Genomic DNA, 22,978 nt, shown 5'->3' on the forward strand with positions numbered 1-22,978 from the left:
TCAGCCTTCCTTCGTCTGTCGCATGCGCCATACCAGCGCGATTGTTCCGATCAGCCAGACAACGGCCAGCGCATACCAGGTGATCGCGTATTGCAGGTGATCGTTCGGAATGCCGCTGGTGTCCACCGGCAGGGCCGTCACTTGCGCGTCCGGCGGCGACATGTTGCGGGCAATCACCAAAAGCGGTTCGGTGCCCAGCACCTCGGCCATCGGCGCAACGTCCCGTGCGAACCATGTATTGCCGTCAATGTCATTCTCCGGGGTGGCAGAGGTGCGATCATCCGGCCAGTGCAGATTGCCGGTGATCGTCTTTTCGCCACCCTCGCGCGTGGTGTCGCGCGCATCGACCGGGATGAACCCACGATCGACAAGAATACGGCGGCCATCCTCGGTCACAAAGGGTGAAATCACCCGATACCCGGCGCCGATCCGTTTCTGCGAGACCAGAACGAACAGTTCCCCCGGTTCGACCATACCTGTCAACTCGACAGGCTGGTACCTGTCGGTCTCCGGGTCTGCGATCGCAGGAAGGGGGGCCGGGTCGCCACCGATCCGCGTTTCGATCTCTGTCAGGACGCCCCGCTTCCACTCCAGCCGCTGCATCTGCCATGTGCCCAGCCACACAAGGATGGCGGTGCCGATCAAACCGAACAGCAAGGGCAGGGCGATACGTTGCAAAGGTGGCTCCCGAGAGTGACAAAGGCGCGCCGATCCGGCGCGCCTTGCTTTATCCCTGAGTGTCGATCCGGTTCAAGCCGGAAAGCCCGTTCAGCCTGGCTCAGCCGCCCCAGACGTAGACGGCTGCAAAGAGGAAGAGCCACACCACGTCCACGAAGTGCCAGTACCACGCTGCCGCCTCGAAGCCGATGTGCTTCTCCGGAGTGAAGTGACCGCGCATCAGACGCAGCAGGCAGACGAACAGGAAGATCGTGCCGATGATCACGTGTGCCCCGTGGAAACCGGTCGCCATAAAGAAGTTGGCGCCGTAGATGTTGCCCGAGAAGCCGAAAGCCGCGTGGCTGTATTCGTAGGCCTGAAGCAGCGTGAAGATGAAGCCGAGCGCGATGGCGATGATCAGGCCCCACTTCATGTCTTCGCGGTTATCCTCGTGGACCAGCGCGTGGTGCGCCCATGTTGCCGCCGCACCCGAACACAGCAGGATCAGCGTGTTGATCAGCGGCAGGTGCCACGGGTCGAACGTTTCGATCCCTGCCGGCGGCCAGACACCGTCGATCGCCGGGCTGTCCGGACCCATCGGGTACATGGCGTGCTTGAAGAAGCTCCAGAACCACGCCGCGAAGAACATCACTTCGGACATGATGAACAGGATGAAGCCGTATTTCAGGCCGATCCGCACGACGGGCGTGTGATCGCCAACCTGACTCTCAGCCACGACGTCCGACCACCACGCGAACATCACGTAGAGAACGCCAACCAGTCCGATAAGGAACAGCCACGGGCCGCTGTCGTGCATCCAGAGCACCGCCCCGAAGAGCATCGCGAACCCGGAGACCGCGCCGATGAACGGCCAGACGGAGGGGTTCAGGATGTGATAGTCATGATCTTTTGCGTGCGCCATTTTGGTCCCTCGTGGCTATAGGCGTTAGTTCAGTGAACCGCTGTCGTTCGTGTTGACGTCGAGCATGGCCTGCATCTCTTCGGTCAACTCGATCTCGTGGAACGTGTACGACAGGGTAATGTGTTTCGCGAATTTCGCGTCAGCGTCATTCATGATGTCGGGATCGACGAAGAAGCTCACGGGCATCTCGACACGTTCTCCCGGCATCAGAATCTGCTCTTCAAAGCAGAAACATGCGATCTTCGAGAAATAGAGCCCCGCACCGTATGGTGCGACGTTGTAGCTTGCCGTGCCTGCAATCGGCCGGTCGGTCGGGTTGTAGGCTTCGTAGAAGGCCAGACCTTCTTCGCCAAGCCGCAGTTCGACCTCAAGCTGCCTCGGCTTGAACTCCCACGGCATCCCGCGTTCAAGCGATGCGTCAAAGCGCACCTTGATCGTGCGGTCAACGATATCCGTGCTTCCGGCTTCGGCGACGTTTGTCGCCCCGCCATACCCGGTAACGCGGCAGAACCAGTCATAAAGCGGGACCGACGCCCATGCGAGCGCGCCCATCACGATAACAACGCCGACGCCCTGGAGAGCCGTCTTTTTCTTCGGATCAAGCGGTTTCATTCACTCACCGATGTTGTTGCCGGGGTTTCGTAATCCCCGCGTGTGACTTTGACGACCGTGAGACCAAATACGATGGCAATCAGTCCTGCAAGAACGAGACCGACACCCACGTTCCGGCCATAACGGCGCTGATGAAGTTCGTGTTGTTTCGACAGGCTCATGCCCACACCCCGATCTTGTCCAGACCTGCTTCGATCAGGATCGCACCGAAATGGGCGAAAAGGTAGAGCAGCGAGAGCTTGAAGAACTTGCGCTCGACAAGGAAGTTGTCCTCTTCAGACATATCCTCGTCCCGGCGCCAGATCTGGATTGCGCCGCGCAGGAACATCGCGTTCAGCACAACGGATGTGGCGATGTAGATCGGCCCGCCAATGGAGGTGAAGCCCGCCGCGACGGCAAGAACCGCCAGAAGCACGGTGTAAACAAGGATATGAACGCGTGTCGCGCGGCGACCGTGGGTGACGGTCAGCATCGGCACGTCCGCATTGTCGTAATCCTTGCGCATGAACAGCGCCAACGCCCAGAAATGCGGGGGAGTCCACATGAAGGTCAGGCAGAACATCAGGACGGATTCAACACTCACGCCGCCGGTTGCCGCCGCCCATCCGATCATCGGAGGGAAGGCGCCTGCCGCACCACCGATAACGATGTTCTGCGGGGTCCAGCGCTTGAGCCACATCGTGTAGATCACGACGTAAAAGAAGATGGTGAAGGCCAGCAGACCAGCGGCGACCCAGTTGGTCGCAAGACCCAGGAACACGACCGAAAAGGCCGACAGCGCGATGCCGATGGCAAACGCCTCATCACCGGTGACTTTGCCCGCAGGGATCGGGCGGCGCTGGGTGCGCTTCATAACGGCGTCGATATCGGCATCCCACCACATGTTCAGCGCACCGGACGCGCCGCCGCCGATGGCGATGAACAGGATCGCGCAAAATGCAATGAACGGATGCACAGCGTTGGGGGCGGCCAGCAGCCCGACAAAGGCGGTAAACACGACAAGCGTCATCACGCGCGGCTTCAGAAGCGCGAAATAATCGCTGAACTGCGCCTCGTTCTGGGCGCTGTGCGACTGTGTGTTGATGCTTGTATCGGTCACGTGTGTCTCAACTGCGTTGGGTCAGTAGGGGCCGGTCAGGGTGGCGCACGCGTGGCCGCGTGCGCCGGATGCTCTTAGTTGGTCAGAAGCGTGCGGACATCAACATAGCCGCCTTCGTTCTTCGACGCTTCAAGCCATGCGTCGTAGGTCGCTTCGCTGACCACTTTGACGGTGATCGGCATGTATGCGTGGGCAAGGCCGCACAGTTCGGAACACTGACCGAAATACACGCCTTCCTTTTCTGCGGTGAACCACAGTTCAGCCAGCCGGCCCGGAACAGCGTCCTGCTTCACGCCGAAGGCCGGAATGGTCCACGAATGGATCACGTCCGCACCGGTCACCTGCATCACGACGGTCTTGCCAACGGGCACGACCACGGCGGTGTCTGTGGCCAGCAGGAAATCTTCTTTCTGGTAGCCTGCTTCGGTCAGCTGCGCTTCGACTTCCGGCGTCAGGCGATTGTCACCGCCGGTGAAGGGCGAGCCAATCATGTAGCCGTCATACGCGAGGTCTTCGCCGATGTACTCGTAGCCCCAGTACCACTGGTAGCCCGTCACCTTGATGGTCAGGTCGCCTTCCGGAATTTCCTGCTGCTTGAACAGCACCGGGAGCGAGAACGCACCGATGAATACCAGAATCAGGATCGGGCCGACGGTCCACGCAATCTCAAGCGGGGTGTTGTGGGTAAAGCTGGACGGATTCGGGTTTGCACGGCGGTTGTAACGCACAATGCAGTAGGCCAGCAGCGCCGTGACGAACAGCACGATGGCGGTGATGATGATGAGGATCATCCCATCCAGCCACTGAAGATCGCGCGCCAGTTCGGTTGCCGCGGGTTGGAAGCCTGTCCCGCCATCCACCGGCACGCCGATTGTCTCCAGCGTTTGCTGGGCAAAAGCGGAGGATGCGGCGAATGTGGTGGCCAGACCCAAGAGCAAAAATTTGAGTTGCATGTCTTACCCTGATCGGTTGCGTGTAGTGTCGATTGTCACGAGATACCCGAACACAGCCGAAGCCGCGCCAAACCTCCCGTTGTCTTGGGAGCGGTTAAAACCATATTCTGTGCAGCAGTTAAAGAAGCTTGCTTGCGGCAAAAAAGCGCTTTCTTTGATCTGGATCAAATTTCACCTCTGGGGGCACCATGACCGACACCTCTTTTCAGCCATTCGACACGCATCTCGATCAGGACAGGGCGCTTGCTCAGTTGCGCGAGGCTGTAGCGGGGGCGGATGATGGCGAATTGTTCCTCGAACGGCGCCGGTCCGAAGTGCTCGTTTTCGACGATGGGCGGGTGAAAACCGCCAGCTACGACGCGTCCGAAGGCTTCGGCCTGCGCGCGGTGCGCGGCGAGGTCGCCGGGTATGCTCATTCCACCGACATCTCCGAATCGGCGATCAGGCGTGCTGTCGAAACCGCGCGCCTTGCCGTAGGTGAGGGGGGCGGAACTCTGGCTGACAAACCGTCAGGAACAAACACCCGGCTCTACACCGATGCCGATCCCATCGCAGGACACAGCTTTCCGGTCAAAGTCGACACCCTGCGCGAGATTGACGCTTTCGCCCGCGCCCTCGATCCGCGTGTCGTTCAGGTCAGCGCCACGATCGCAGCCTCCCTTCAGGAAGTGGCAATCCTGCGTCCCGAAGGCATTCTGGTCTCCGACACCCGGCCCATGACCCGTGTGAATGTAAGCGTGATCGTCGAGGAAAACGGCCGCCGCGAATCGGGAACTGCGGGCGGCGGCGGTCGTGTGCTTCTGAACGGGCTGCTCGATCCGGCTGACTGGCAGGCCAAGGCACGCGAGGCACTGCGCATCGCTTTGGTGAACCTTGATGCAGTTCCGGCACCCGCAGGTGTGATGGACATCGTACTGGGCCCGGGATGGCCCGGCATCCTGCTGCATGAGGCCGTCGGGCATGGGCTTGAGGGTGATTTCAACCGCAAGGGCAGTTCCGCCTTTGCGGGGCTGATGGGCCAGCAGGTCGCGGCCAAGGGTGTGACCGTTCTGGACGACGGTACCATCCCCGACCGTCGTGGCTCGATCACAATCGACGACGAAGGCACTCCGTCAGGCAAGAACGTGCTGATCGAGGACGGGAAACTCGTGGGCTACATGCAGGACCGCCAGAACGCGCGACTCATGGGCGTGGCGCCCACCGGCAACGGGCGGCGCGAAAGCTATGCGCATATCCCGATGCCGCGTATGACCAACACCTATATGCTGGGCGGCGAGTCCGACCCGGCGGATATCGTGGCTGACCTCAAGGATGGCATCTGGGCGGTCGGCTTTGGTGGTGGGCAGGTCGATATCACGAACGGCAAATTCGTCTTTTCCTGCACCGAGGCCTACCGCGTGAAGGACGGCAAGGTCGGCGCTCCGGTCAAAGGTGCCACGCTGATCGGAGACGGGGCCACGGCGCTCCAGCAGATTCGCGCGCTGGGCAACGACATGGCGCTGGATCCGGGCATGGGCAATTGCGGCAAACAGGGTCAGTGGGTGCCGGTCGGGGTCGGCCAACCCACCGTGATGATCGGCGGCCTGACGGTTGGCGGCGCGCAGGCCGCCTAAAAGACTCGCGGATTATCAGTGGCTTGTCGGGCGCGCCGGGAAATTCTCCTGCCGCGCCCGATCTGATTCACCTGTGATTAACCAGTCGCCGACTATTCCTGTTCAGGCAAGCAGACGGGGACAGGATGCCATTGGAACACATATCTTCCACTCACCCCCTACTCCCACCCACCACGGAAGACCAAAAGGTCGACTGGCTCCGTCTCTTGCGCTCGCGCCGGGTGGGGATCAGCACGTTTTATCGGCTCATGGGCGATCACGGATCGGCCGCTGCCGCGCTCGAGCACCTGCCAGAAGTCGCCCGCGCCGCCGGTGTCGAAAACTACGAGGTCTGTCCCGAAGCCGTCATCCAGAATGAACTCAACCGGGTGCAGGCGGTTGGGGCGGTCCTGATCTGCCGGGGGGACAAGGACTATCCTCAGGCGTTGTTGGATCTTGACGACGCGCCACCGCTTCTTTGGGCCATCGGCACCACCGACATTCTCAACCAGCCGCAGATCGCGCTGGTTGGCGCACGCAATGCGTCCTCGCTCGGTGGGCGCATGGCCCGCGCGCTGGCCACCGGTCTGGGGGAGGCGGGCTTTGTCATCACGTCCGGTCTGGCCCGCGGTGTCGATACCGCCGCGCATATGGCCGCGCTCGATACGGGAACGGTGGCTGTGCTCGGTGGCGGGGTCGACGTGCTGTATCCGGCCGAAAACGCCAGACTTGCGGAAGACATCGCGTCCCGCGGGGGCGTCAGACTCAGCGAACAACCGATGGGTCTGCAGCCGCAGGCGCGGCATTTTCCCGCGCGCAACCGGATCATCTCCGGTCTGGCAAAGGCCGTTGTCGTGGTCGAGGCTGCCGCGAAATCCGGTTCTCTGATCACCGCACGCACCGCGCTCGATCAGGGAAGGGAGGTCATGGCGGTCCCGGGCCACCCGTTCGATGCTCGGGCCAGCGGGTGCAACATGTTGCTGCGGGATGGCGCGCGCCTGGTGCGCAGCGCCGAAGATGTGATCGAAGCCCTAACACCTCTTGTCCAGCCGGTGCCGAACCCGCAGCACGGGCAACAGGCTCCAACCGAAAATACTGCCCGTTCGTTGGCTGAGGTCGCACAGCTGCATCAGCAGATCCTCGATCGGCTGGGCCCGTCGCCGGTCGGAGAAGACCAGTTGATCCGGGATCTTGGCGCACCGTCGCGCGCCGTCTCTCCGGCCCTGACCGATCTTGAGCTCGAAGGTCGCATCAGCCGCCAGCCTGGCGGTCTGATTTCCCGTGTGGGTTGAGCCTTCGGCAGCAAAAAGCCCGCGCTTTTTGCCCGTTTCCCTAAAGGGAAACGCCAGCCTCCGAACCATCGTATTCAGTTGGTCCCAACCGGGTCAGAGCGAGGCGCCAATTGACAATTCCCGCTTGCGTACCACCTCTAGCGCCGCCATATGCGGTACACCCAAGGCGGTCTTGGAACGGTAGGAGAGGTGGTCTTTTTATGCCAGTTGTCGTTGTCGAATCCCCGGCAAAAGCCAAAACGATCAATAAGTATCTGGGGTCTGACTACACAGTTCTGGCGTCCTACGGGCACGTGCGCGACCTGCCGCCGAAGGACGGCTCCGTGGACACCGAGAACGGCTTCGACATGAAGTGGGAGGTCGCGTCGGAGTCGCGCAAGCACGTCGCCGCCATCGCCGATGCGCTCAAATCCGATGATGCGATCATTCTCGCGACCGACCCTGATCGTGAGGGCGAGGCAATTTCCTGGCATCTGAAAGAAGCCCTGACCAAGCGCCGTGCGATCAAGAAGACCACCGATGTAAAACGTGTCACGTTCAACGCCATCACCAAGGCCGCCGTCACGGAAGCCATGGCAAACCCGCGTGACATCGACGCGCCGCTGGTCGAGGCCTATCTGGCCCGCCGGGCGCTCGACTATCTCGTGGGGTTCAATCTGTCGCCTGTGCTCTGGCGCAAACTGCCCGGAGCGCGCAGCGCAGGACGGGTGCAGTCCGTGTGCCTGAGACTCATCGTCGAACGCGAAATGGAGATCGAGGCGTTCAAACCCCGTGAATACTGGTCGGTCAAGGCGCTGCTGTCCACGCCGCGCGGTCAGGAATACGAGGCGCGCCTGACGGTTCTCGCAGGCAGGAAACTCGACCGCTACGACATCGAGAATGAAACGCAGGCCGAACTGGCGGTGCAGGCGATCACCAGCCGCGACCTGACCGTGCAGTCCGTTGAGGCAAAACCCGGCTCCCGCAACCCGTCGGCACCGTTCATGACCTCGACGCTTCAGCAGGAGGCCAGCCGCAAGTTCGGCATGGGCGCGCGTCAGACGATGAATGCGGCGCAGCGGCTCTACGAGGCGGGGCACATCACCTATATGCGGACCGACGGGATCGACATGGCCCCGGAAGCCGTGGAACAGGCCCGCGCGGCGATCAAGGATCGCTACGGGGCCGACTATGTTCCAAGCCAGCCGCGCCTGTACAAGAACAAGGCAAAGAACGCTCAGGAAGCGCACGAATGTATCCGCCCTACCGACATGTCGCGGGATGCGCAGTCGCTGAAACTGTCGGAGCCGGACCAGCGCAAGCTGTATGATCTGATCTGGAAGCGCACGCTGGCCTGTCAGATGGAATCGGCCCGGCTGGAACGCACCACCGTGGATGTCGGAAGCGCCGATGGACAGGTCGTGCTGCGCGCCACCGGTCAGGTGGTGCTGTTCGACGGCTTCCTCCGTGTCTACGAAGAAGGCCGCGATGATGCCGTGGTCGATGACGACGACAAGCGCCTGCCGCAGATCATGCAGGGCGAAAAGGCCGAAAAGCGCTCGATCACGCCGGATCAGCACTTCACCCAACCGCCGCCGCGCTACACCGAGGCGACGCTGGTCAAGAAGATGGAAGAACTGGGTATCGGGCGTCCGTCGACCTATGCCAGCATCATCACCACGATCCAGGATCGCGAATATGTCCGCAAGGAACAGAACCGCCTGATTCCCGAAGACAAGGGCCGGATCGTCACGATCTTCCTGCTCAACTTCTTCAAGCGCTACGTGGAATACGATTTCACTGCCGCGCTCGAGGACGAGCTTGACCACGTCAGTGCCGGGGAGGCCGATTACAAAGACCTGCTGAGCCGCTTCTGGCGCGATTTCTCGGCCGCGATTGCCGAAACCTCGGACCTGCGGATCACCGAAGTGCTCGACGTTCTGGACGAAGCGCTGGCCCCGCAGCTTTATCCGCCACGAGACGATGGCAGCGACCCGCGTGTCTGTCCGAAATGCGGGCAGGGACGTCTGCATCTGAAGACCTCGCGCACTGGTGGGTTCGTGGGATGTGGCAACTACCCCGAATGTACCTACACGCGCCCCATCGCCGGCGAGGGGGCCGAAGGCGACGAACGTGTGCTGGGCGAACACGAGGGCGAGGAAGTCTGGCTCAAGTCCGGCCGCTTCGGGCCATATGTCCAGAAAGGTGAACCGACGCCGGAAAATAAGAAACCGCCGCGCGCCAGCCTGCCCAAGGCCAAGGGCGATTTCCTGCCGGGTTGGTCGCCGGACGACATGACGCTGGAAAAGGCGGTCACGCTTCTGACCCTGCCGCGCGTTGTCGGGATGCACCCCGACGGCGGCGAGGTGAAATCCAACCTTGGCCGCTTCGGCCCCTATATCATGCACCAGCTGCCTGATGAGGCGAAGCCCGTCTACGTGAACCTCAAGGAATTCCAGGACGTCTTCGAAATCGGCATGAACCGCGCGGTCGAGTTGCTGGCCGAGAAGCGGGCAAATCCGGGCCGTGGTCGCGGGGCTGCGGCCAAGCCGCTACGGGAACTCGGTGAGCACCCACAGGATGGCGGTATGATCGCCGTGATGGAAGGGCGCTACGGTCCGTACGTCAAATGGGAAAAGGTCAACGCCACCCTGCCCAAAGACGTCGAACCCGACGCGGTGACCATGGACATGGCAGTTGCTCTGATCGCGGAAAAAGCCGCCAAGAAAGGCAGCAAGAAAAAGGCGCCCGCGAAAAAGACCGCCGCAAAGAAGAAGACGACAAAGAAATCCTGATCCGTCAGGCAATTACAGGCGAAAAAAGTGTCAACAAAACGCGACATGCGCGAAGTTGACACATCCTTTTGCTTACCTGCCTGCCGTTGACTTACCCCCTCTGACACGCCAAAACGGCGGTGCGTTGAACAGCGGGGGATTACCGAATGAAAAAGGTCTATGGATCTGCAACCGAAGCGCTCGAAGGCGTCCTGTCCGATGGTATGCTGATCGCGGCCGGGGGCTTTGGCCTGAGCGGCATTCCCGAACTGCTGCTGGCGGCGATCCGGGACAGCGGTGTGAAGGACCTGACCTTTGCCTCGAACAATGCAGGCGTCGATGATTTCGGCATCGGCATCCTGCTTCAGACCCGCCAGGTCAAAAAGATGATCAGCTCCTATGTGGGCGAAAACGCAGAATTCATGCGTCAGTACCTCTCGGGTGAACTCGAACTCGAGTTCAATCCGCAGGGCACGCTGGCCGAGCGGATGCGCGCAGGTGGCGCCGGCATCCCTGGGTTCTACACAAAGACCGGCGTCGGCACCGTGATCGCGGAAGGCAAGGATCACCGCGACTTCAACGGCCAGACCTACATCATGGAAGAGGGCATCTTCGCCGATCTGTCCATCGTCAAGGCATGGAAGGCCGATACGACCGGCAACGCCATTTTCCGCAAGACAGCCCGCAACTTCAATCCGCCGGCGGCGATGTGCGGCAAGATCTGCATCATGGAAGTCGAGGAAATCGTCGAACCGGGTGAACTGGATCCCGATCACATTCACCTGCCGGGCATCTACGTGCACCGGATCATTCAGGGTGAGCACGAAAAGCGCATCGAACAGCGCACCACCCGCCCGCGCCCAGCGGCCTGAGTCAGGACAGCAACCGAAAACGCCGTGGAACGATTTGTTGAGAAACCAAAACTGACATCCGTTCTGGACGACAGCCAGGCGCTTGCCGGGTTTTCCCGTCTGAGCGTTGCCATGGTGATCACCAATCCGAATTCCGACGACAATCCGATCGTCTACATCAACGACGCATTCGAACGGATCACCGGTTACCAGCGCTCAACTGTGATCGGGCGCAACTGCCGGTTCCTTCAGGGGCCAGAGACCGATCAGGAGTCGGTGCGCCAGATCCGGTCCGCCATCGAGGCCGGAGAGGATGTCACCGTCGATATCGTCAACTATCGCTCCACCGGTGAATCCTTCATGAACCGTCTGCTGATCGCACCGATCAATGGCGTCAATGGCAAACCGGTTTACTTCCTCGGAATTCAGAAAGAACTGCGCGACGAGGAACTGGATCGGTCTCACGATGAAACACGCCTGCATCTCGACACGGTCTGTTCGCGCGTCAGCAAGGATCTCGGACTGATCGTCAGTTCGTTGGTGGATCGCGGCGAGGATGCAACGCCTGTCAACGAGGAAGACCGCCGCAAGCAGCTGCGGATGCTCGACGTGCTCCCGCGCCGTCTGGAATGTCTGCAATTCGTGTATGAAGAGATGAAACTCGCGGACGAACAGTGGAACCGCGATGGCGTCGACCTTGGCTCGCTCCTGTCACGCATCTCGCACACGATTGCGCATAACGAAGGGCGTCCCGGCGTGCGTTTCGTGTCGCTGGTTGAACCGCTCGAAGTGAATCTTGAAACCGCGATCCGCGTGGCGCTGATCACGTTCGAGCTTGTGTCCAACGCGTTTCAGCATGCGTTCGATGGGCTGGATCAGGGCTATCTGGAGCTGCGGGTGAACAGGCTGGCTGCGGGCGGATTGCGCATGACAATCGCCGATGACGGCGTCGGGATCCCGGCAAAGAAAGCCTTTCCACCGCCGGATTCGGTTGGCGGCCGGTTGGTCTCCGCCCTGCTCGAAGGGCTCGACGCAACCATAAATGTGGCGCGGGGCGCCGCCGGGACGGTCGTCATGATTGATGTGCCGGTCGGATTTACCGATTACAGGGAATAACGCCGCACATTGCGGATCAGAGGATAAACGAGGGGAACACGAACATGGGTTGGGATCGCAATCAGATGGCCGAACGGGCGGCAAAAGAGCTTGAGGACGGCATGTATGTGAACCTCGGCATCGGTATCCCGACGCTGGTGTCGAACTACATCCCCGAAGGCATGACCGTGACCCTGCAATCCGAGAACGGGATGCTCGGCATGGGGCCGTTTCCCTATGAGGGCGATGAAGACCCTGACCTGATCAACGCCGGCAAGCAGACGATCACCGAACTGCCACACACCTCATACTTCGACAGCGCCACGAGCTTTGGCATGATCCGCGGCGGGAAGATTGCGATGGCGATCCTCGGTGCCATGGAAGTCGATGAAAAAGGCGATCTGGCAAACTGGATGATCCCCGGCAAGCTGGTCAAGGGCATGGGCGGCGCGATGGATCTCGTTGCGGGCGTCGGTCGTGTGGTTGTGGTCATGGACCACACCAACAAGCACGGCGAATCCAAGGTTCTCAAGGAATGTACGCTGCCGCTCACCGGTGCCGGTGTTGTGGACCGGATCATCACCAACCTCGGTGTGCTCGACGTGACCCACAAGGGACTGCACATCCAGGAACTCGCCCCCGGCGTCACCCGCGAAGAGATGATCGCGGCGACCGAGGCGACGATTGTCTGACCCCGAGATCGTTCGCGAACAGCAGGGTGCGAAAGGCCGCTATGTGCTCCGCCTGGGCGATGCCGAGGCGGAGCTGACCTATTCAGTGGCGTCCCCGACGCTCGTGATCGCGGATCACACCGGTGTGCCGGATGCTCTGCGGGGTACCGGCGCTGGCCTGAGACTGGTCCAGAGGCTGATTGCGGATGCCCGGGCCGAAGGCTTCAGGATCGTTCCGCTGTGCCCGTTCGTAAACGCGCAGCGCCGCAAACACCCCGAATGGTCGGACGCATTCAACGTCTAGGGCGTGCGCGGAGCGTCAACGCATCACGCCGCGTCCTTCCGACGGTAACGGCCCTGTCCCTAAAGCCCTTCGAACGCGCACAGCGCGTGCACGTCCATACCCATAGCTTCGAGTTTCTTGCGGCCACCCAGATCGGGAAGGTCGATGATGAACGCACAGCCGATCACCTCACCGCCAAGCCGCTCGATCAGTTTCAGCCCGGCTTCTGCCGTGCCGCCCGTGGCAAGAAGGTCATCGACCAGAAGGATCTTTTCACCCGGCTGGATCGCATCATCGTGGATCTCCACGATCGCCTCGCCATATTCCAGCGTATATTCCTCGGAAATCACGGCACCCGGCAGTTTGCCTTTCTTGCGCACCGGAACAAACCCGACTGACAGCTGATGCGCAATTGCGCCGCCAAGGATGAACCCGCGCGCTTCAAGCCCAACCACCTTGTCGAACCGCTCACCGGCATACGGGTGGAGCAACTGGTCGATGGCCATGCGGAACCCTCGCGCGTCGGCGAAGAGCGTTGTCACATCGCGGAACATGATCCCTTCGTGCGGGAAGTCTACGATGGTGCGGATGTAGTCTTTGACGGTCTTGGTGGTTTTGCTCATGTCAATCTCAGCTTGTACGACGGGCCATGGCAGTCAGCGCGCCCATGGCAATAAGGGTAACGCCCCCGGCGCGGGTCAGTCCCCCGATCACGGAGGGCTTGCCGACCCAACTCCGCAGCCGGTCAGCGGCCAGCGCATAAGCGAAGGCGTTGAGGGCGGCAAGCGTCACGAAGGTGGCGATCAGGATCGCAAACTGCGGCAGGAGCGGGGCCTCGGCGGTGATGAACTGCGGAACGAAGGCGATGAAAAACGCGATGGATTTCGGGTTCAGCGCGGTCACCAGCGCTGCATGGGCAAAGACCGATTGCGCATTGATGTCGGGGTCTGTCTCGGGCAAGGCGGCACTCGGCGCGGCGCGCAACAGCTTGATCCCCAGCCACACGAGATAGATCGCGCCCACCCATTTCAGCACGGTGAACAGTGTGGCCGAGGCCAATACGAGCGCACCAAGACCCGCCAGCGACAGGCTCATGGCAATGAAATCTCCCAGCGCGACACCACTGGCCGAGGCGATGGCGACACGCTGGCCCTGACTGAGCGCATAGGAGAGCACCAGCAGAACCGTCGGGCCGGGGATCATCAGCAAGGCGGTAGAGGCGGCAACAAAGGCCAGCCAGATATCGAAGCTCATGCAGGACGTCCTTTCAGGTCTTCGGCCCAGAAAGCACGCGGCCCGCAACCGCGTCCAGCTTTTTGATCATCCCGGGGTCGCGCGCCTCGGGTGCCGTGATCAGTGCGTGCTCCAGCGCGGTGTCGCAGCCTTGCGAACAGGGCGCACGGTCGGTGCCGAGCAGCGCAGGCAGGTTGCGGATCATCGCCCGCGCGGCGTCCGCGTTCCCGGTCAGAACACGAATTATGTCTGTCACCTCGACCGCGTCATGGCCCGGATGCCAGCAGTCGTAATCGGTGACCATCGCCACACTGGCGTAACACAACTCTGCCTCACGGGCGAGTTTCGCTTCGGGCATATTGGTCATCCCAATGACTGAACAGCCCCATTGGTCCCGATAGAGATTGGATTCCGCCAAGGTCGAGAACTGCGGCCCCTCCATCGCCAGATAGGTACCGCCCTCATGCACCGTCACACCTGCCTTGCGCGCCGCTTCGGCACAGGTCGCCCCCAATCCGCCGCACACCGGATGGGCCATCGACACATGTGCCACGCAACCGGAGCCAAAGAAGGACTTGGTGCGGGCAAAGGTGCGGTCGATGAATTGGTCCACGATGACAAAGTCGCCCGGAGCCATCTCCTCGCGGAACGACCCGCAGGCGCTTACGCTGATCACATCCGTGACGCCGAGCCGCTTCAGCGCGTCGATATTGGCCCGGTAGGGAACATCCGAAGGGCTGTGAACATGGCCGCGCCCGTGCCGGGGCAGGAACACGATCTCCAGCCCGTCCAGCACCCCACAGAACAGCGCATCCGAAGGCGCGCCCCACGGGGTCTCTACGCGCGTCCAGTCCGCGTCCGTCAACCCGTCTACGGCATAAAGCCCTGATCCGCCGATCACGCCAAGCTTACGCGGTGCCATACCTGTCCTCCGTCCTGTCGTCCGGCACAGTCTTGCAGCCTGCGGGCGCTGCTTCAAGGCGCAGTCCACCCTGTTGCCTGCACGCAACGCATGGCGGCCTCCCGTGTCCTGCAATGGTCATTCCGGGCGGAACCGTCTATCCGGCCCCTTTCACGCGAACAGGTTGGAACTCTCCATGCCCAAAGGTCTCTTGGCGTCTTTCGCCAATCGTCTTGCCATACCCGATCTGAGCCTGATGCCGAAAGAGCGCCTGACCCCGGGCCGCATCCGGATCGAACTGCTCTCCGGCCTCACCGTCGCACTGGCTCTGGTGCCCGAGGCGGTGGCCTTCGCCTTTGTCGCCGGGGTGCATCCGTTGGTCGGTCTTTACGCGGCCTTTCTCGTCGGCCTGATCACTGCGCTGATCGGCGGGCGTCCCGGCATGATTTCGGGGGCGACCGGTGCTTTGGCGGTGGTCATGGTGGCGCTGGTGGCCGAACATGGCGTGGAATACCTGTTTGCGACCGTGGTCCTGATGGGGCTTCTCCAGATCACTGCGGGGGCACTGAAATGGGGGAAGTTCATCCGACTTGTTCCGCATCCTGTGATGCTGGGCTTCGTGAACGGCCTCGCCATCGTGATCTTCCTTGCCCAACTTGGGCAGTTCAAGGTGCCCGGTACGCTTGAAAACACCGGTCACGGCATGGGCGGCGGGGAATGGCTGTCTGGAATGCAACTCTACCTGATGCTGGGTCTGACGGCGCTGACCATGGCGATCATCTGGGTCATGCCGCGCATCAGCCGCGTAGTGCCTGCGCCGCTGGTCGGCATTGCCGTGGTGGCCGCACTGGTGATCGGCTTCAATCTTGATGTGCCGCGCGTCGGCGATCTCGCATCGATTCAGGGCGGATTGCCCAGCTTCCACATTCCGATGGTGCCGCTGACCTGGGAAACGTTCGAAATCATCCTGCCTTACGCGGTGATCCTCGCCGCCATCGGCCTGATCGAAAGCCTGCTGACCCTGAACCTTGTTGGCGAGATCACCGGAGAGCGCGGTGGTGCCTCGCAGGAATGTATTGCGCAGGGCGTGGCCAATACGGTGACCGGCTTCTTCGGCGGGATGGGGGGCTGTGCGATGATCGGCCAGTCGATGATCAATGTGAAATCGGGAGGACGCACCCGGATCGCGGGCATCGCCGCTGCGCTGTTCCTGCTGATCTTCATTCTGTTCGCAGCGCCGTTGATCGAACTGATCCCGCTGGCCGCTCTTGTGGGGGTGATGTTCATGGTGGTGATCGGAACCTTTGCTTGGAACTCGCTGACGATCCTGCGCAAGGTGCCGCTCACCGATGCTTTCGTGATCCTGCTGGTCACCGTTGTGACCGTTCTCGAAGACCTTGCGGTGGCCGTCGTCGTAGGGGTGATCGTGTCCGCGCTTGCCTATGCATGGAACAATGCGCGCCGCATCCATGCCATCACCCGTGACAGCGCGACCGAGAAGGGCGCCAAAGTCTATGAAATTCAGGGCCCGCTGTTCTTTGGGTCCTCCGATGGGTTCAACGAACTGTTCACGGTCGAAACCGACCCGGACACCGTGATCATCGACTTTGCCGCAAGCCGTGTGGTGGACCAGTCGGCTCTACAGGCCATCGAAGCGGTGGCCGCCAAATACGAGGCCGCCGGAAAGCGCGTGCTGCTCCGCCATCTGAGCCGCGATTGCCACCGACTCCTTGCCAAGGCGGGACACCTCATGGTCGACAGTGATGACGACCCTGACTACGCGCTGGCGGTCGATTATGGCGTTCGGACGGGCATTCTTGGCGACCACTGAGGTCGCCAAGTCCCTGATATTAAGGCTTTCCGTGTCTTTGTGATGGTTTTGACCGCATAGGTTGATCGATGGTAAGGGTCGTAAAAATATAGAAAAATTCCCGCAAAATGGCTCGAAAAGGGAACCAAACTCGTCAAAGTGCTGCCCCATTCAGAGGGCAAAACATCATCATTCAAGTCGGGATGGAGCGAAAGAGAGAGCGCTCAACACACAGTCCTGTGCTTGGGAACGTGAGCAAACTAGGACTTTGGAGAGTATCATGATCAAGTTCATCAAAAACTTCCGCAAGGACGAAAACGGTGCCGTGACAGTTGACTGGGTCGTTCTGACCGCAGCTGTTGTGGGTCTGGCCATCGCAGCCTACGGCGCGATCCAGGGCAACACCGACACAGTTCTGACCGCAACCGGCAACTCGGTTCTTGGTGCACAGGACTACCTTGGCGGTGGCGCAGGCGACTAATTCGCCGGTCATTCGACACAGAATTCAGGAAAAGGGCGCCTCGGGCGCCCTTTTTCTATGCCCGTCGCATTCGCGTCAGCCTGCTCTGCGGCTCAGCCCTGCTTCGGAAGAAACGCCTCGACCGCAGCGGTGGCGATCACAAGCGTCATGCCGCTGTCCGGGTTGGTCACGTTCAGCCCGCCTTCCACCGCTGTCACACTTGCGCGACCGCGTGGCAATCCCTTGACCAGTTCGGCACAATCCACCTTCTCAGGTTCGGCCACGCCCACCGTCACCTGGACCCGCATCTGCTCATGCGGCAGACCGGTGGCGTCAAAGAGCGGGATCGAGGAATGGCGGATCGCGTCTTCGATCGCGCGGGCGGCGGCCTTGGTGTAGTCCATGCCGTATTGGTCGTTGCCCATGCCCATTTCGATGATGAAACGCTGATCGGTCATGCCACGTCCTCCAGATCAAGCGCCACCGAGATTGCGACATTGGCGATCACCGTCGGTTTGCCGCCATCGGTGCGCGGCACATCAAGCCCACCTTTGCGGGCAATCACAGTGACCTGGCCATAAGGGAAGATCGCCGCGATGGTGCCCGTGTCGAGCGCGTCGGGGTTCTGCACGCCCACCTCGACGGTGATCTGCATGTCGGATTTGTCCTTGCCGTAAAGCTCGGCGAGGTTGATCGAATTGTGCCAGAGCGCATCGCGCACGGCGCGCGCGGCGGCTTCGGTGTAATCCTGTCGGCGCAGGGACGAGCCCATGCCGAATTCGGTCAGCAGACGTTTGACGGCCATATCGTGTTAACCTTTTGTTAAAGGACCGGATCGGACCCAATGTTTCGCGCGCGAAACAATTCGAACCGGTTGTGCCTTTGGCACTCAAACCATCCGGGGGATGGTTTGAGGTGAGAATGGGCGGAGCCCCGGGTACAAGACATGACCTATTCTCCGGGGCGCTTCAGGCTGAACTTTTCGCGGATCACCGAATAATCGCGGTAGCCCATGCGGGTCAGCGGGTTGAAGCTGAGAACGTCGAACTCGCCATCCTTGATGCAATCGTCGCGCATGTGAACGCCGGTGACTTCTCCGAAGACGGCGAAATTGGCCTCTCCGGGCAGCTTGACGATCTGCGTCAGTTTGCATTCCAGCGTAGCGGGGGCGTTCGCCACGCGCGGGCAGTTGATCGTGTCGCACTCGGCCTTGTCGATGCCCGCATGGGCGAACTCGTCCACATTGCGGTCCCACGGGCCAGAGGTGAGGTTCATCGCGTCGCGCATGGCGTATTCGACGATGTTCACCGCAAAGACTCCGGTATCGCGGATCTGCGCCACGCTGTCCTTGGTGTCGCCGCGATCCTCTTTGGCGGAGGTGGACGCGAACATCACCTGCGGCGGGACGTAAGCCACGGCGTTGAAGAAGGAGTAGGGCGCAAGATTGTCCTGACGGTCGCTGCCGCGTGTCGAGATCCAGCCGATGGGGCGGGGGGTGACGATGGCGTTGAACGGGTTGTGCGGCAGGCCGTGGCCGTCTTCGGGGCGGTAGAACATAAGGGCAAGCTCCCTGTTTGCCGATTGTTTTCCTGCGTGATAGGCCGTTTCGCAGCGGAATGCACGGGGGTGTGCCGCACGTCAACGAAGAGCGGTGTCATGTTCACCCTTAGCCCGGAAACCAAAGACGACTGGTGGGAGGTCGAAGCCCTCTATGACCTGTGTTTCGCACCGGGGCGCGAGGCGCTGTCCTCTTACCGGTTGCGGGATGGCATCCCGCCGGTGGCAAGCCTGAGCCGCGTGGCGCGGGACGAGCAGGGGATCCTCGGCGGTGCGATCCGGTATTGGCCGGTCAGGGTGTCAGGTCACCGGGTGCTGTTGCTGGGGCCGGTGGCGGTTCACCCTACGGCGCAGGGCGAAGGGCTGGGCGGTGCGCTCATTCGCGACAGTCTGGATCAGGCGCGCAGCGAAGGCTGGGCGCGGGTGCTGCTGGTGGGGGATGCGCCCTATTACCAGCGGTTCGGATTCTGGAAGATCGACGGGGTCGAGATGCCGCCGCCGACCAACCCGGACCGGGTTCTGGCACTGGAGTTGGAGCCGGGCGCCTGGGACGGGGTGCAGGGCTCTGTCCAGCGCGACGCTTGAACCGTACGGTAAACAACCCCAAGTTTACGGTATGACAGGAACCGACCTCGTGCCGCTTGATACACAGACCGCGATCACCCAGTTGGCCCGCCGGCACAAGGCGGCCGGTGGGGTGGGCTTGCAGGTGCTTAACATGATCGGTGGCCGGGCCGAGAACCTTCTGGAAAGGTTGCCGGACCCGGTGAAGGTTGGTCTTGAAGGTGCAACCGAGCGCGCGCTCAGGGTCGCGCTGCACGCTGCGAAACAGTCGCGCGGTGTGGTGCCTGACCAGAAAGGATGGCTCAACACCGCTGTCACCACGGCGATGGGGGCTGTTGGTGGGGCTGGCGGATTGCCGACGGCGCTGGCGGAACTGCCCGTCACAACAACAGTGCTGTTACGCGCCATTCAGGGTGTGGCGGCGGAGTATGAATTTGATCCGAACGATCCCGATGTGCTTGCCGATTGCCTGACCGTGTTTGCCAGCGCGGGGCCGCTGGCGGATGACGACGGGGCCAATATGGCGTTTCTGACGACACGGGTGACGCTGACCGGGACGGCGGTGCATGGAATCATGAAATCCGTTGCGCCGAAGCTGGCGACGGTTCTGGGGCAGAAGCTTGCTGCACAGACGGTTCCGATCCTTGGAGCGGCTGCAGGGGCGGCTACGAACTATGCCTACACCAGCTATTATCAGGAAATGGCCCATGTGCATTTTGGGCTGCGGCGGCTGGCGCGCGACTCGGGAATGTCTGAAACTGCGCTGGTCGAAGAACTGCGCCGTGCAGTGAAAACACTCTGAATTTGACGTAAATCGCGCGTTCGGTTCACCCTATCTTAACGTTAATGGCGGAAATTGGTCCTGTCCCCGGATGAATTCGGGGGCATGAGCGGGCGGGGCGTTGTGATCCAATCATGATCCGGCACCGGAGCAGGGCGCACCCGTTCGCCGCACAGGCTCTGACAGCACGCGGTCCGGAAAACCCGGCTTTGGTCAGCCAGAAAGGCTGTGGCGTGCTGTCGGGGTGTCTGACTGGATTGGGGAACTTGCGTGGGGTGTGGTGCGTGAGATCAAACAGGTTGCGGATGTGACGCCACCGCTAATGCGCACCAACATGCCCGTGCAAAGCACGGGCAGCGCCCGAACCGCCCCCACGGGGCGGGCGCTTTCCGCCCACCCCTCGGTTCGGGCGCGACGCAGGGGGACAATTGGAACAGCGGAGCCACGCTGTTCCGCCGTTTATGAATTCGTTGAGTTCCAGGCATCGAGCATGGGCAAGGATGATGCGTGAGGCTACGCACACCCAATGAGGGATGTGGATGATGCATTAGGCGATGCGGCCTTAGTGTAACTAGGGCGCCGTCTCTGGCATCTTCTGAACGCTCTAACTCAACCCGCGCAGATACTCCATCACGGCGGGGCGCACGGATTGTTCTCCCGCATCCCGCGCGTCGTGGATGACCTTGCGCACGTCATCAAGGTTGCAGCGCCGGAGCAGGTGTTTGACCGGGCCGACGGAGGCCGGGCGCATGGAGAGTGAATGCAGGCCGATGGCCGCCAGACACAGCGCTTCGACCGGGCGGCCTGCGTCTTCGCCGCAGAAGGACAGGCGGGTGTTGGTGGCCGCGCAGCGGGCAACGATGTCTTCGATGAAGGTCAGGAAGCTGACATTCAGCGTGTCATAGCGGCGGCGGACGCGTTCGTTCTCGCGGTCGGCGGCGAAGAAGAACTGTTTGAGGTCATTGCCGCCGATTGACAGGAATTCGACCTCTTCGTAGAACCGCTTGCTGGCAAAGGCGAGTGACGGGGTTTCCAGCATCGCGCCGATTTCCAGCTTCTCGGGCAGGGTGTGTCCGAGTTTCTTCTCGCGTGCGACGGCTTTGTCCACCTCGGCTCGGGCAAGGCGGTATTCGTCGTACTGCGCGATGAAGGGGAACATGATCGACAACGGGCGGCCATTGGCGGCGCGGAGCAGGGCCTGAAGCTGCATGCGCATGACGCCCGGTTTGTCCAGGCCGACCCGGATTGCGCGCCAGCCGAGGGCGGGATTCGGCTCTTCCTCGGCGGCCATATAGGGCAGAACCTTGTCCGAGCCGATATCGAGCGTGCGGAACACCACGCGCTTGCCCTGCGCCGCGTCAAGGACACGGGCATAGAGGGCGGCGAGTTCTGTCCGTTTGGGCATCTGGCTGCGGACAAGGAACTGCAGTTCGGTGCGGAAGAGTCCGACGCCTTCGGCGCCCGAGCTTTCGAGCGAGGGCAGGTCCGCCATCAGGCCTGCGTTCATGTCGAGGCGGATGGTCTTGCCACAGAGCGTCACGGCCGGCTTGTCTCGGATCGAGGCGTAGCGTTCCTGCGCCTTCGCCTGCATCGCCATCTTGTCGCGGAAGGCGTTCACCACAGTGTCGTCCGGGCGCAGGTGCACGACGCCCTGATCGCCGTCGACCATGACGTGATCGCCGTTCAGCGCTTCGATCTGGATGCGCTTGGCGTTGATGACGAGTGGGATCGCCAGCGCCCGCGCGACGATGGCGGCGTGGCTGCCGACGGATCCTTCCTCGAGGATGATGCCGCGCAACTGACGGCCGTATTCGAGCAGTTCGCCGGGACCGATATTGCGCGCGACGAGGATCGGGTCTTCGGGCAGGGCCGCGCCGGTCTTGTTGCCCTGTCCGGTGAGGATGCGCAGCAATCGGTTCGACAGGTCGTCGAGGTCGTGCAGCCGTTCGCGCAGATAGGCGTCGGTGGCCTGCAGCATGCGGGCGCGCACGTCGGACTGTTCTTTTTCGACGGCGGCTTCGGCGCTCAGACCGCGGTCGATGTTTTCTTCCATCCGGCGCATCCAGCCTTTGGAGTTGGCGAACATGCGATAGGCTTCGAGCACCTGCACCTGTTCGCTGTCGCCCGAGGCCACCGCCAGCAGTTGATCGACGCTGATCCGAAGGTTTTCGACCGCTTCGGTGAGACGGGCGCGCTCTTTGGCCGGGTCGTCGGCAACAAGGTTGGTCACGACGACGCGCGGTTCATGCAGCCAGACATGGCCTTCGGCGGTGCCTTCCTGCGCGGTGACGCCCCGGATCAGCACCGGTTGGGTGTGGCGGGCGCGCAAGGCGGCGCCTTCGCCGACAAATGCACCAAGCTCGGTCATTTCCGCCAGAACCATGGCGACGACTTCGAGCGCGTAGATTTCGTCGGCGCTGAATTCGCGGGCTTCCTTGGACTGGACAACCAGAACGCCCAGCTTTTCACCCAGGCGCTGGATCGGGACGCCGAGGAAGCTGGAGTAAATCTCTTCCCCGGTTTCCGGCATGTAGCGGAAGCCCTTGGCAGACGGGGCGTCGGCGGCGTTGATCACCTTTCCGGTGCGGGCGACGCGGCCGACAAGGCCTTCGCCCAGCTTCATCCGGGTCTGGTGCACCGATTCGGGATTGAGACCCTGCGTCGCGCAGAGTTCCAGCGTTTCGTCGTCGCGGAAGAGGTAGATGGAGCACACTTCGGTGCCCATGGAATCGGCGGTCAGATGGGTGATCTGGTCCAGCCGTTCCTGACCAGCCGCCTGGCTGGCCATTGTATCGCGCAGCCGTCCCAGCAGCTTGCGGCTTTCGCTTTCCGCGCGCTCAACCATTCTCTGCCCCTCGCGCCCCGTCTGACGTGACGGTGATGGTCACGCGG

At 61.8% G+C, this 22,978-nt stretch carries 24 protein-coding genes; 11 read left to right on the forward strand and 13 right to left on the reverse strand.

All coding sequences use genetic code 11. From position 1 onward, the window contains the following. From MGEO_RS06985 to coxB, 6 genes are all read right to left on the reverse strand, one after another. Window positions 1-678, reverse strand: coding sequence for an SURF1 family protein (locus MGEO_RS06985; RefSeq protein ID WP_085636010.1), 678 nt, complete (start codon window positions 676-678; stop codon window positions 1-3). A 100-nt stretch (window positions 679-778) separates the two neighbouring features. Then, window positions 779-1,579, reverse strand: a complete 801-nt coding sequence (locus MGEO_RS06990; protein WP_085636011.1) for a cytochrome c oxidase subunit 3 — start codon at window positions 1,577-1,579, stop codon at window positions 779-781. Window positions 1,580-1,603: 24 nt separating this feature from the next. Beyond that, window positions 1,604-2,191 carry a cytochrome c oxidase assembly protein gene (locus tag MGEO_RS06995; RefSeq protein WP_085636012.1) on the reverse strand — a complete coding sequence of 196 codons (588 nt, stop codon included), beginning with the start codon at window positions 2,189-2,191 and terminating at the stop codon, window positions 1,604-1,606. After that, a complete protein-coding gene (locus tag MGEO_RS21550; RefSeq protein WP_170102895.1) occupies window positions 2,188-2,352 on the reverse strand; it encodes a hypothetical protein in 165 nt (54 codons plus the stop codon). Before MGEO_RS21550 ends, MGEO_RS06995 begins: the two co-directional genes overlap by 4 nt. Next, window positions 2,349-3,290, reverse strand: a complete 942-nt coding sequence (cyoE, locus tag MGEO_RS07000) for a heme o synthase (protein ID WP_085636013.1) — start codon at window positions 3,288-3,290, stop codon at window positions 2,349-2,351. Before cyoE ends, MGEO_RS21550 begins: the two co-directional genes overlap by 4 nt. A gap of 74 nt (window positions 3,291-3,364) precedes the next feature. After that, window positions 3,365-4,243 (reverse strand): cytochrome c oxidase subunit II, encoded by an 879-nt coding sequence (coxB, locus tag MGEO_RS07005; protein WP_085636014.1) that lies wholly within the window; start codon window positions 4,241-4,243, stop codon window positions 3,365-3,367. Window positions 4,244-4,431: 188 nt separating this feature from the next. Between coxB and tldD the strand changes: the two genes are divergently transcribed. The 7 genes from tldD to MGEO_RS07040 all read left to right on the forward strand — a co-directional run bounded on the left by tldD (window position 4,432) and on the right by MGEO_RS07040 (window position 12,801). Beyond that, window positions 4,432-5,856 carry a metalloprotease TldD gene (gene tldD, locus MGEO_RS07010; protein WP_085636015.1) on the forward strand — a complete coding sequence of 475 codons (1,425 nt, stop codon included), beginning with the start codon at window positions 4,432-4,434 and terminating at the stop codon, window positions 5,854-5,856. Window positions 5,857-5,981: 125 nt separating this feature from the next. Next, window positions 5,982-7,127: a DNA-processing protein DprA gene (gene dprA / locus MGEO_RS07015; RefSeq protein WP_085636016.1), complete on the forward strand. Its 1,146-nt coding sequence runs from the start codon at window positions 5,982-5,984 to the stop codon at window positions 7,125-7,127. Between the two features lie 200 nt (window positions 7,128-7,327). Then, window positions 7,328-9,901, forward strand: a complete 2,574-nt coding sequence (topA, locus tag MGEO_RS07020) for a type I DNA topoisomerase (protein ID WP_085636017.1) — start codon at window positions 7,328-7,330, stop codon at window positions 9,899-9,901. 146 nt (window positions 9,902-10,047) lie between these two features. After that, window positions 10,048-10,752, forward strand: coding sequence for a CoA transferase subunit A (locus tag MGEO_RS07025; RefSeq protein WP_085636018.1), 705 nt, complete (start codon window positions 10,048-10,050; stop codon window positions 10,750-10,752). A gap of 24 nt (window positions 10,753-10,776) precedes the next feature. Then, entirely contained in the window at window positions 10,777-11,847 is a 1,071-nt protein-coding gene (locus MGEO_RS07030; RefSeq protein WP_233139736.1) for a PAS domain-containing protein, read from the forward strand. A gap of 44 nt (window positions 11,848-11,891) precedes the next feature. Then, window positions 11,892-12,518 carry a 3-oxoacid CoA-transferase subunit B gene (locus MGEO_RS07035; RefSeq protein ID WP_085636019.1) on the forward strand — a complete coding sequence of 209 codons (627 nt, stop codon included), beginning with the start codon at window positions 11,892-11,894 and terminating at the stop codon, window positions 12,516-12,518. Further along, window positions 12,511-12,801, forward strand: coding sequence for a GNAT family N-acetyltransferase (locus MGEO_RS07040; RefSeq protein ID WP_085636020.1), 291 nt, complete (start codon window positions 12,511-12,513; stop codon window positions 12,799-12,801). The genes MGEO_RS07035 and MGEO_RS07040 overlap by 8 nt, the downstream gene beginning before the upstream one ends. Window positions 12,802-12,860: 59 nt before the next feature. Here MGEO_RS07040 and MGEO_RS07045 read toward each other — a convergent pair whose 3' ends face one another. Genes MGEO_RS07045 through MGEO_RS07055 form a run of 3 tightly spaced genes read right to left on the reverse strand, consistent with a single transcriptional unit; the run spans window position 12,861 to window position 14,935 of the window. Next, window positions 12,861-13,403, reverse strand: a complete 543-nt coding sequence (locus MGEO_RS07045; RefSeq protein ID WP_085636021.1) for an adenine phosphoribosyltransferase — start codon at window positions 13,401-13,403, stop codon at window positions 12,861-12,863. Window positions 13,404-13,410: 7 nt separating this feature from the next. Further along, window positions 13,411-14,034, reverse strand: coding sequence for a LysE family translocator (locus MGEO_RS07050; RefSeq protein ID WP_085636022.1), 624 nt, complete (start codon window positions 14,032-14,034; stop codon window positions 13,411-13,413). 13 nt (window positions 14,035-14,047) lie between these two features. Beyond that, on the reverse strand, window positions 14,048-14,935 hold the full coding sequence (locus MGEO_RS07055; protein WP_085636023.1) for an S-methyl-5'-thioadenosine phosphorylase: 888 nt from the start codon (window positions 14,933-14,935) through the stop codon (window positions 14,048-14,050). 175 nt (window positions 14,936-15,110) lie between these two features. On the opposite strand from MGEO_RS07055, the gene MGEO_RS07060 reads away from it, so the two are divergent. Both MGEO_RS07060 and MGEO_RS07065 read left to right on the forward strand, forming a co-directional pair. After that, window positions 15,111-16,745, forward strand: a complete 1,635-nt coding sequence (locus tag MGEO_RS07060; RefSeq protein ID WP_085636024.1) for a SulP family inorganic anion transporter — start codon at window positions 15,111-15,113, stop codon at window positions 16,743-16,745. 259 nt (window positions 16,746-17,004) lie between these two features. Further along, window positions 17,005-17,205 (forward strand): Flp family type IVb pilin, encoded by a 201-nt coding sequence (locus tag MGEO_RS07065; protein ID WP_085636025.1) that lies wholly within the window; start codon window positions 17,005-17,007, stop codon window positions 17,203-17,205. A gap of 92 nt (window positions 17,206-17,297) precedes the next feature. Here the strand turns inward: MGEO_RS07065 and MGEO_RS07070 are convergent, their stop codons facing one another. The 3 genes from MGEO_RS07070 to MGEO_RS07080 all read right to left on the reverse strand — a co-directional run bounded on the left by MGEO_RS07070 (window position 17,298) and on the right by MGEO_RS07080 (window position 18,741). Beyond that, window positions 17,298-17,642, reverse strand: a complete 345-nt coding sequence (locus tag MGEO_RS07070; protein WP_085636026.1) for a Lin0512 family protein — start codon at window positions 17,640-17,642, stop codon at window positions 17,298-17,300. Then, window positions 17,639-17,989 carry a Lin0512 family protein gene (locus MGEO_RS07075; RefSeq protein ID WP_085636027.1) on the reverse strand — a complete coding sequence of 117 codons (351 nt, stop codon included), beginning with the start codon at window positions 17,987-17,989 and terminating at the stop codon, window positions 17,639-17,641. Before MGEO_RS07075 ends, MGEO_RS07070 begins: the two co-directional genes overlap by 4 nt. A 146-nt stretch (window positions 17,990-18,135) precedes the next feature. Next, window positions 18,136-18,741 (reverse strand): flavin reductase family protein, encoded by a 606-nt coding sequence (locus MGEO_RS07080; protein WP_085636028.1) that lies wholly within the window; start codon window positions 18,739-18,741, stop codon window positions 18,136-18,138. A gap of 99 nt (window positions 18,742-18,840) precedes the next feature. On the opposite strand from MGEO_RS07080, the gene MGEO_RS07085 reads away from it, so the two are divergent. Both MGEO_RS07085 and MGEO_RS07090 read left to right on the forward strand, forming a co-directional pair. After that, on the forward strand, window positions 18,841-19,326 hold the full coding sequence (locus MGEO_RS07085) for a GNAT family N-acetyltransferase (protein ID WP_085636029.1): 486 nt from the start codon (window positions 18,841-18,843) through the stop codon (window positions 19,324-19,326). 31 nt (window positions 19,327-19,357) lie between these two features. Next, window positions 19,358-20,107, forward strand: coding sequence for an EcsC family protein (locus MGEO_RS07090; protein ID WP_085636030.1), 750 nt, complete (start codon window positions 19,358-19,360; stop codon window positions 20,105-20,107). 583 nt (window positions 20,108-20,690) lie between these two features. On the opposite strand, the gene ptsP is transcribed toward MGEO_RS07090, so the two are convergent. Then, on the reverse strand, window positions 20,691-22,931 hold the full coding sequence (gene ptsP / locus MGEO_RS07095; protein WP_085636031.1) for a phosphoenolpyruvate--protein phosphotransferase: 2,241 nt from the start codon (window positions 22,929-22,931) through the stop codon (window positions 20,691-20,693). Window positions 22,932-22,978 lie beyond the last annotated feature (47 nt).

Source organism: Marivita geojedonensis (genome assembly GCF_002115805.1).
GTDB lineage: Bacteria > Pseudomonadota > Alphaproteobacteria > Rhodobacterales > Rhodobacteraceae > Marivita > Marivita geojedonensis.

Excerpts from the sequence above, each read along its gene's own strand:
- MGEO_RS06990 (WP_085636011.1), bottom strand. The coding sequence starts at position 1,579 with ATGGCGCACGCAAAAGATCATGACTATCACATCCTGAACCCCTCCGTC.
- MGEO_RS06995 (WP_085636012.1), bottom strand. The coding sequence starts at position 2,191 with ATGAAACCGCTTGATCCGAAGAAAAAGACGGCTCTCCAGGGCGTCGGC.
- MGEO_RS21550 (WP_170102895.1), bottom strand. The coding sequence starts at position 2,352 with ATGAGCCTGTCGAAACAACACGAACTTCATCAGCGCCGTTATGGCCGG.
- coxB (WP_085636014.1), bottom strand. The coding sequence starts at position 4,243 with ATGCAACTCAAATTTTTGCTCTTGGGTCTGGCCACCACATTCGCCGCA.
- tldD (WP_085636015.1), top strand. The coding sequence starts at position 4,432 with ATGACCGACACCTCTTTTCAGCCATTCGACACGCATCTCGATCAGGAC.
- dprA (WP_085636016.1), top strand. The coding sequence starts at position 5,982 with ATGCCATTGGAACACATATCTTCCACTCACCCCCTACTCCCACCCACC.
- topA (WP_085636017.1), top strand. The coding sequence starts at position 7,328 with ATGCCAGTTGTCGTTGTCGAATCCCCGGCAAAAGCCAAAACGATCAAT.
- MGEO_RS07025 (WP_085636018.1), top strand. The coding sequence starts at position 10,048 with ATGAAAAAGGTCTATGGATCTGCAACCGAAGCGCTCGAAGGCGTCCTG.
- MGEO_RS07035 (WP_085636019.1), top strand. The coding sequence starts at position 11,892 with ATGGGTTGGGATCGCAATCAGATGGCCGAACGGGCGGCAAAAGAGCTT.
- MGEO_RS07045 (WP_085636021.1), bottom strand. The coding sequence starts at position 13,403 with ATGAGCAAAACCACCAAGACCGTCAAAGACTACATCCGCACCATCGTA.
- MGEO_RS07050 (WP_085636022.1), bottom strand. The coding sequence starts at position 14,034 with ATGAGCTTCGATATCTGGCTGGCCTTTGTTGCCGCCTCTACCGCCTTG.
- MGEO_RS07055 (WP_085636023.1), bottom strand. The coding sequence starts at position 14,935 with ATGGCACCGCGTAAGCTTGGCGTGATCGGCGGATCAGGGCTTTATGCC.
- MGEO_RS07060 (WP_085636024.1), top strand. The coding sequence starts at position 15,111 with ATGCCCAAAGGTCTCTTGGCGTCTTTCGCCAATCGTCTTGCCATACCC.
- MGEO_RS07065 (WP_085636025.1), top strand. The coding sequence starts at position 17,005 with ATGATCAAGTTCATCAAAAACTTCCGCAAGGACGAAAACGGTGCCGTG.
- MGEO_RS07070 (WP_085636026.1), bottom strand. The coding sequence starts at position 17,642 with ATGACCGATCAGCGTTTCATCATCGAAATGGGCATGGGCAACGACCAA.
- MGEO_RS07075 (WP_085636027.1), bottom strand. The coding sequence starts at position 17,989 with ATGGCCGTCAAACGTCTGCTGACCGAATTCGGCATGGGCTCGTCCCTG.
- MGEO_RS07080 (WP_085636028.1), bottom strand. The coding sequence starts at position 18,741 with ATGTTCTACCGCCCCGAAGACGGCCACGGCCTGCCGCACAACCCGTTC.
- MGEO_RS07085 (WP_085636029.1), top strand. The coding sequence starts at position 18,841 with ATGTTCACCCTTAGCCCGGAAACCAAAGACGACTGGTGGGAGGTCGAA.
- MGEO_RS07090 (WP_085636030.1), top strand. The coding sequence starts at position 19,358 with ATGACAGGAACCGACCTCGTGCCGCTTGATACACAGACCGCGATCACC.
- ptsP (WP_085636031.1), bottom strand. The coding sequence starts at position 22,931 with ATGGTTGAGCGCGCGGAAAGCGAAAGCCGCAAGCTGCTGGGACGGCTG.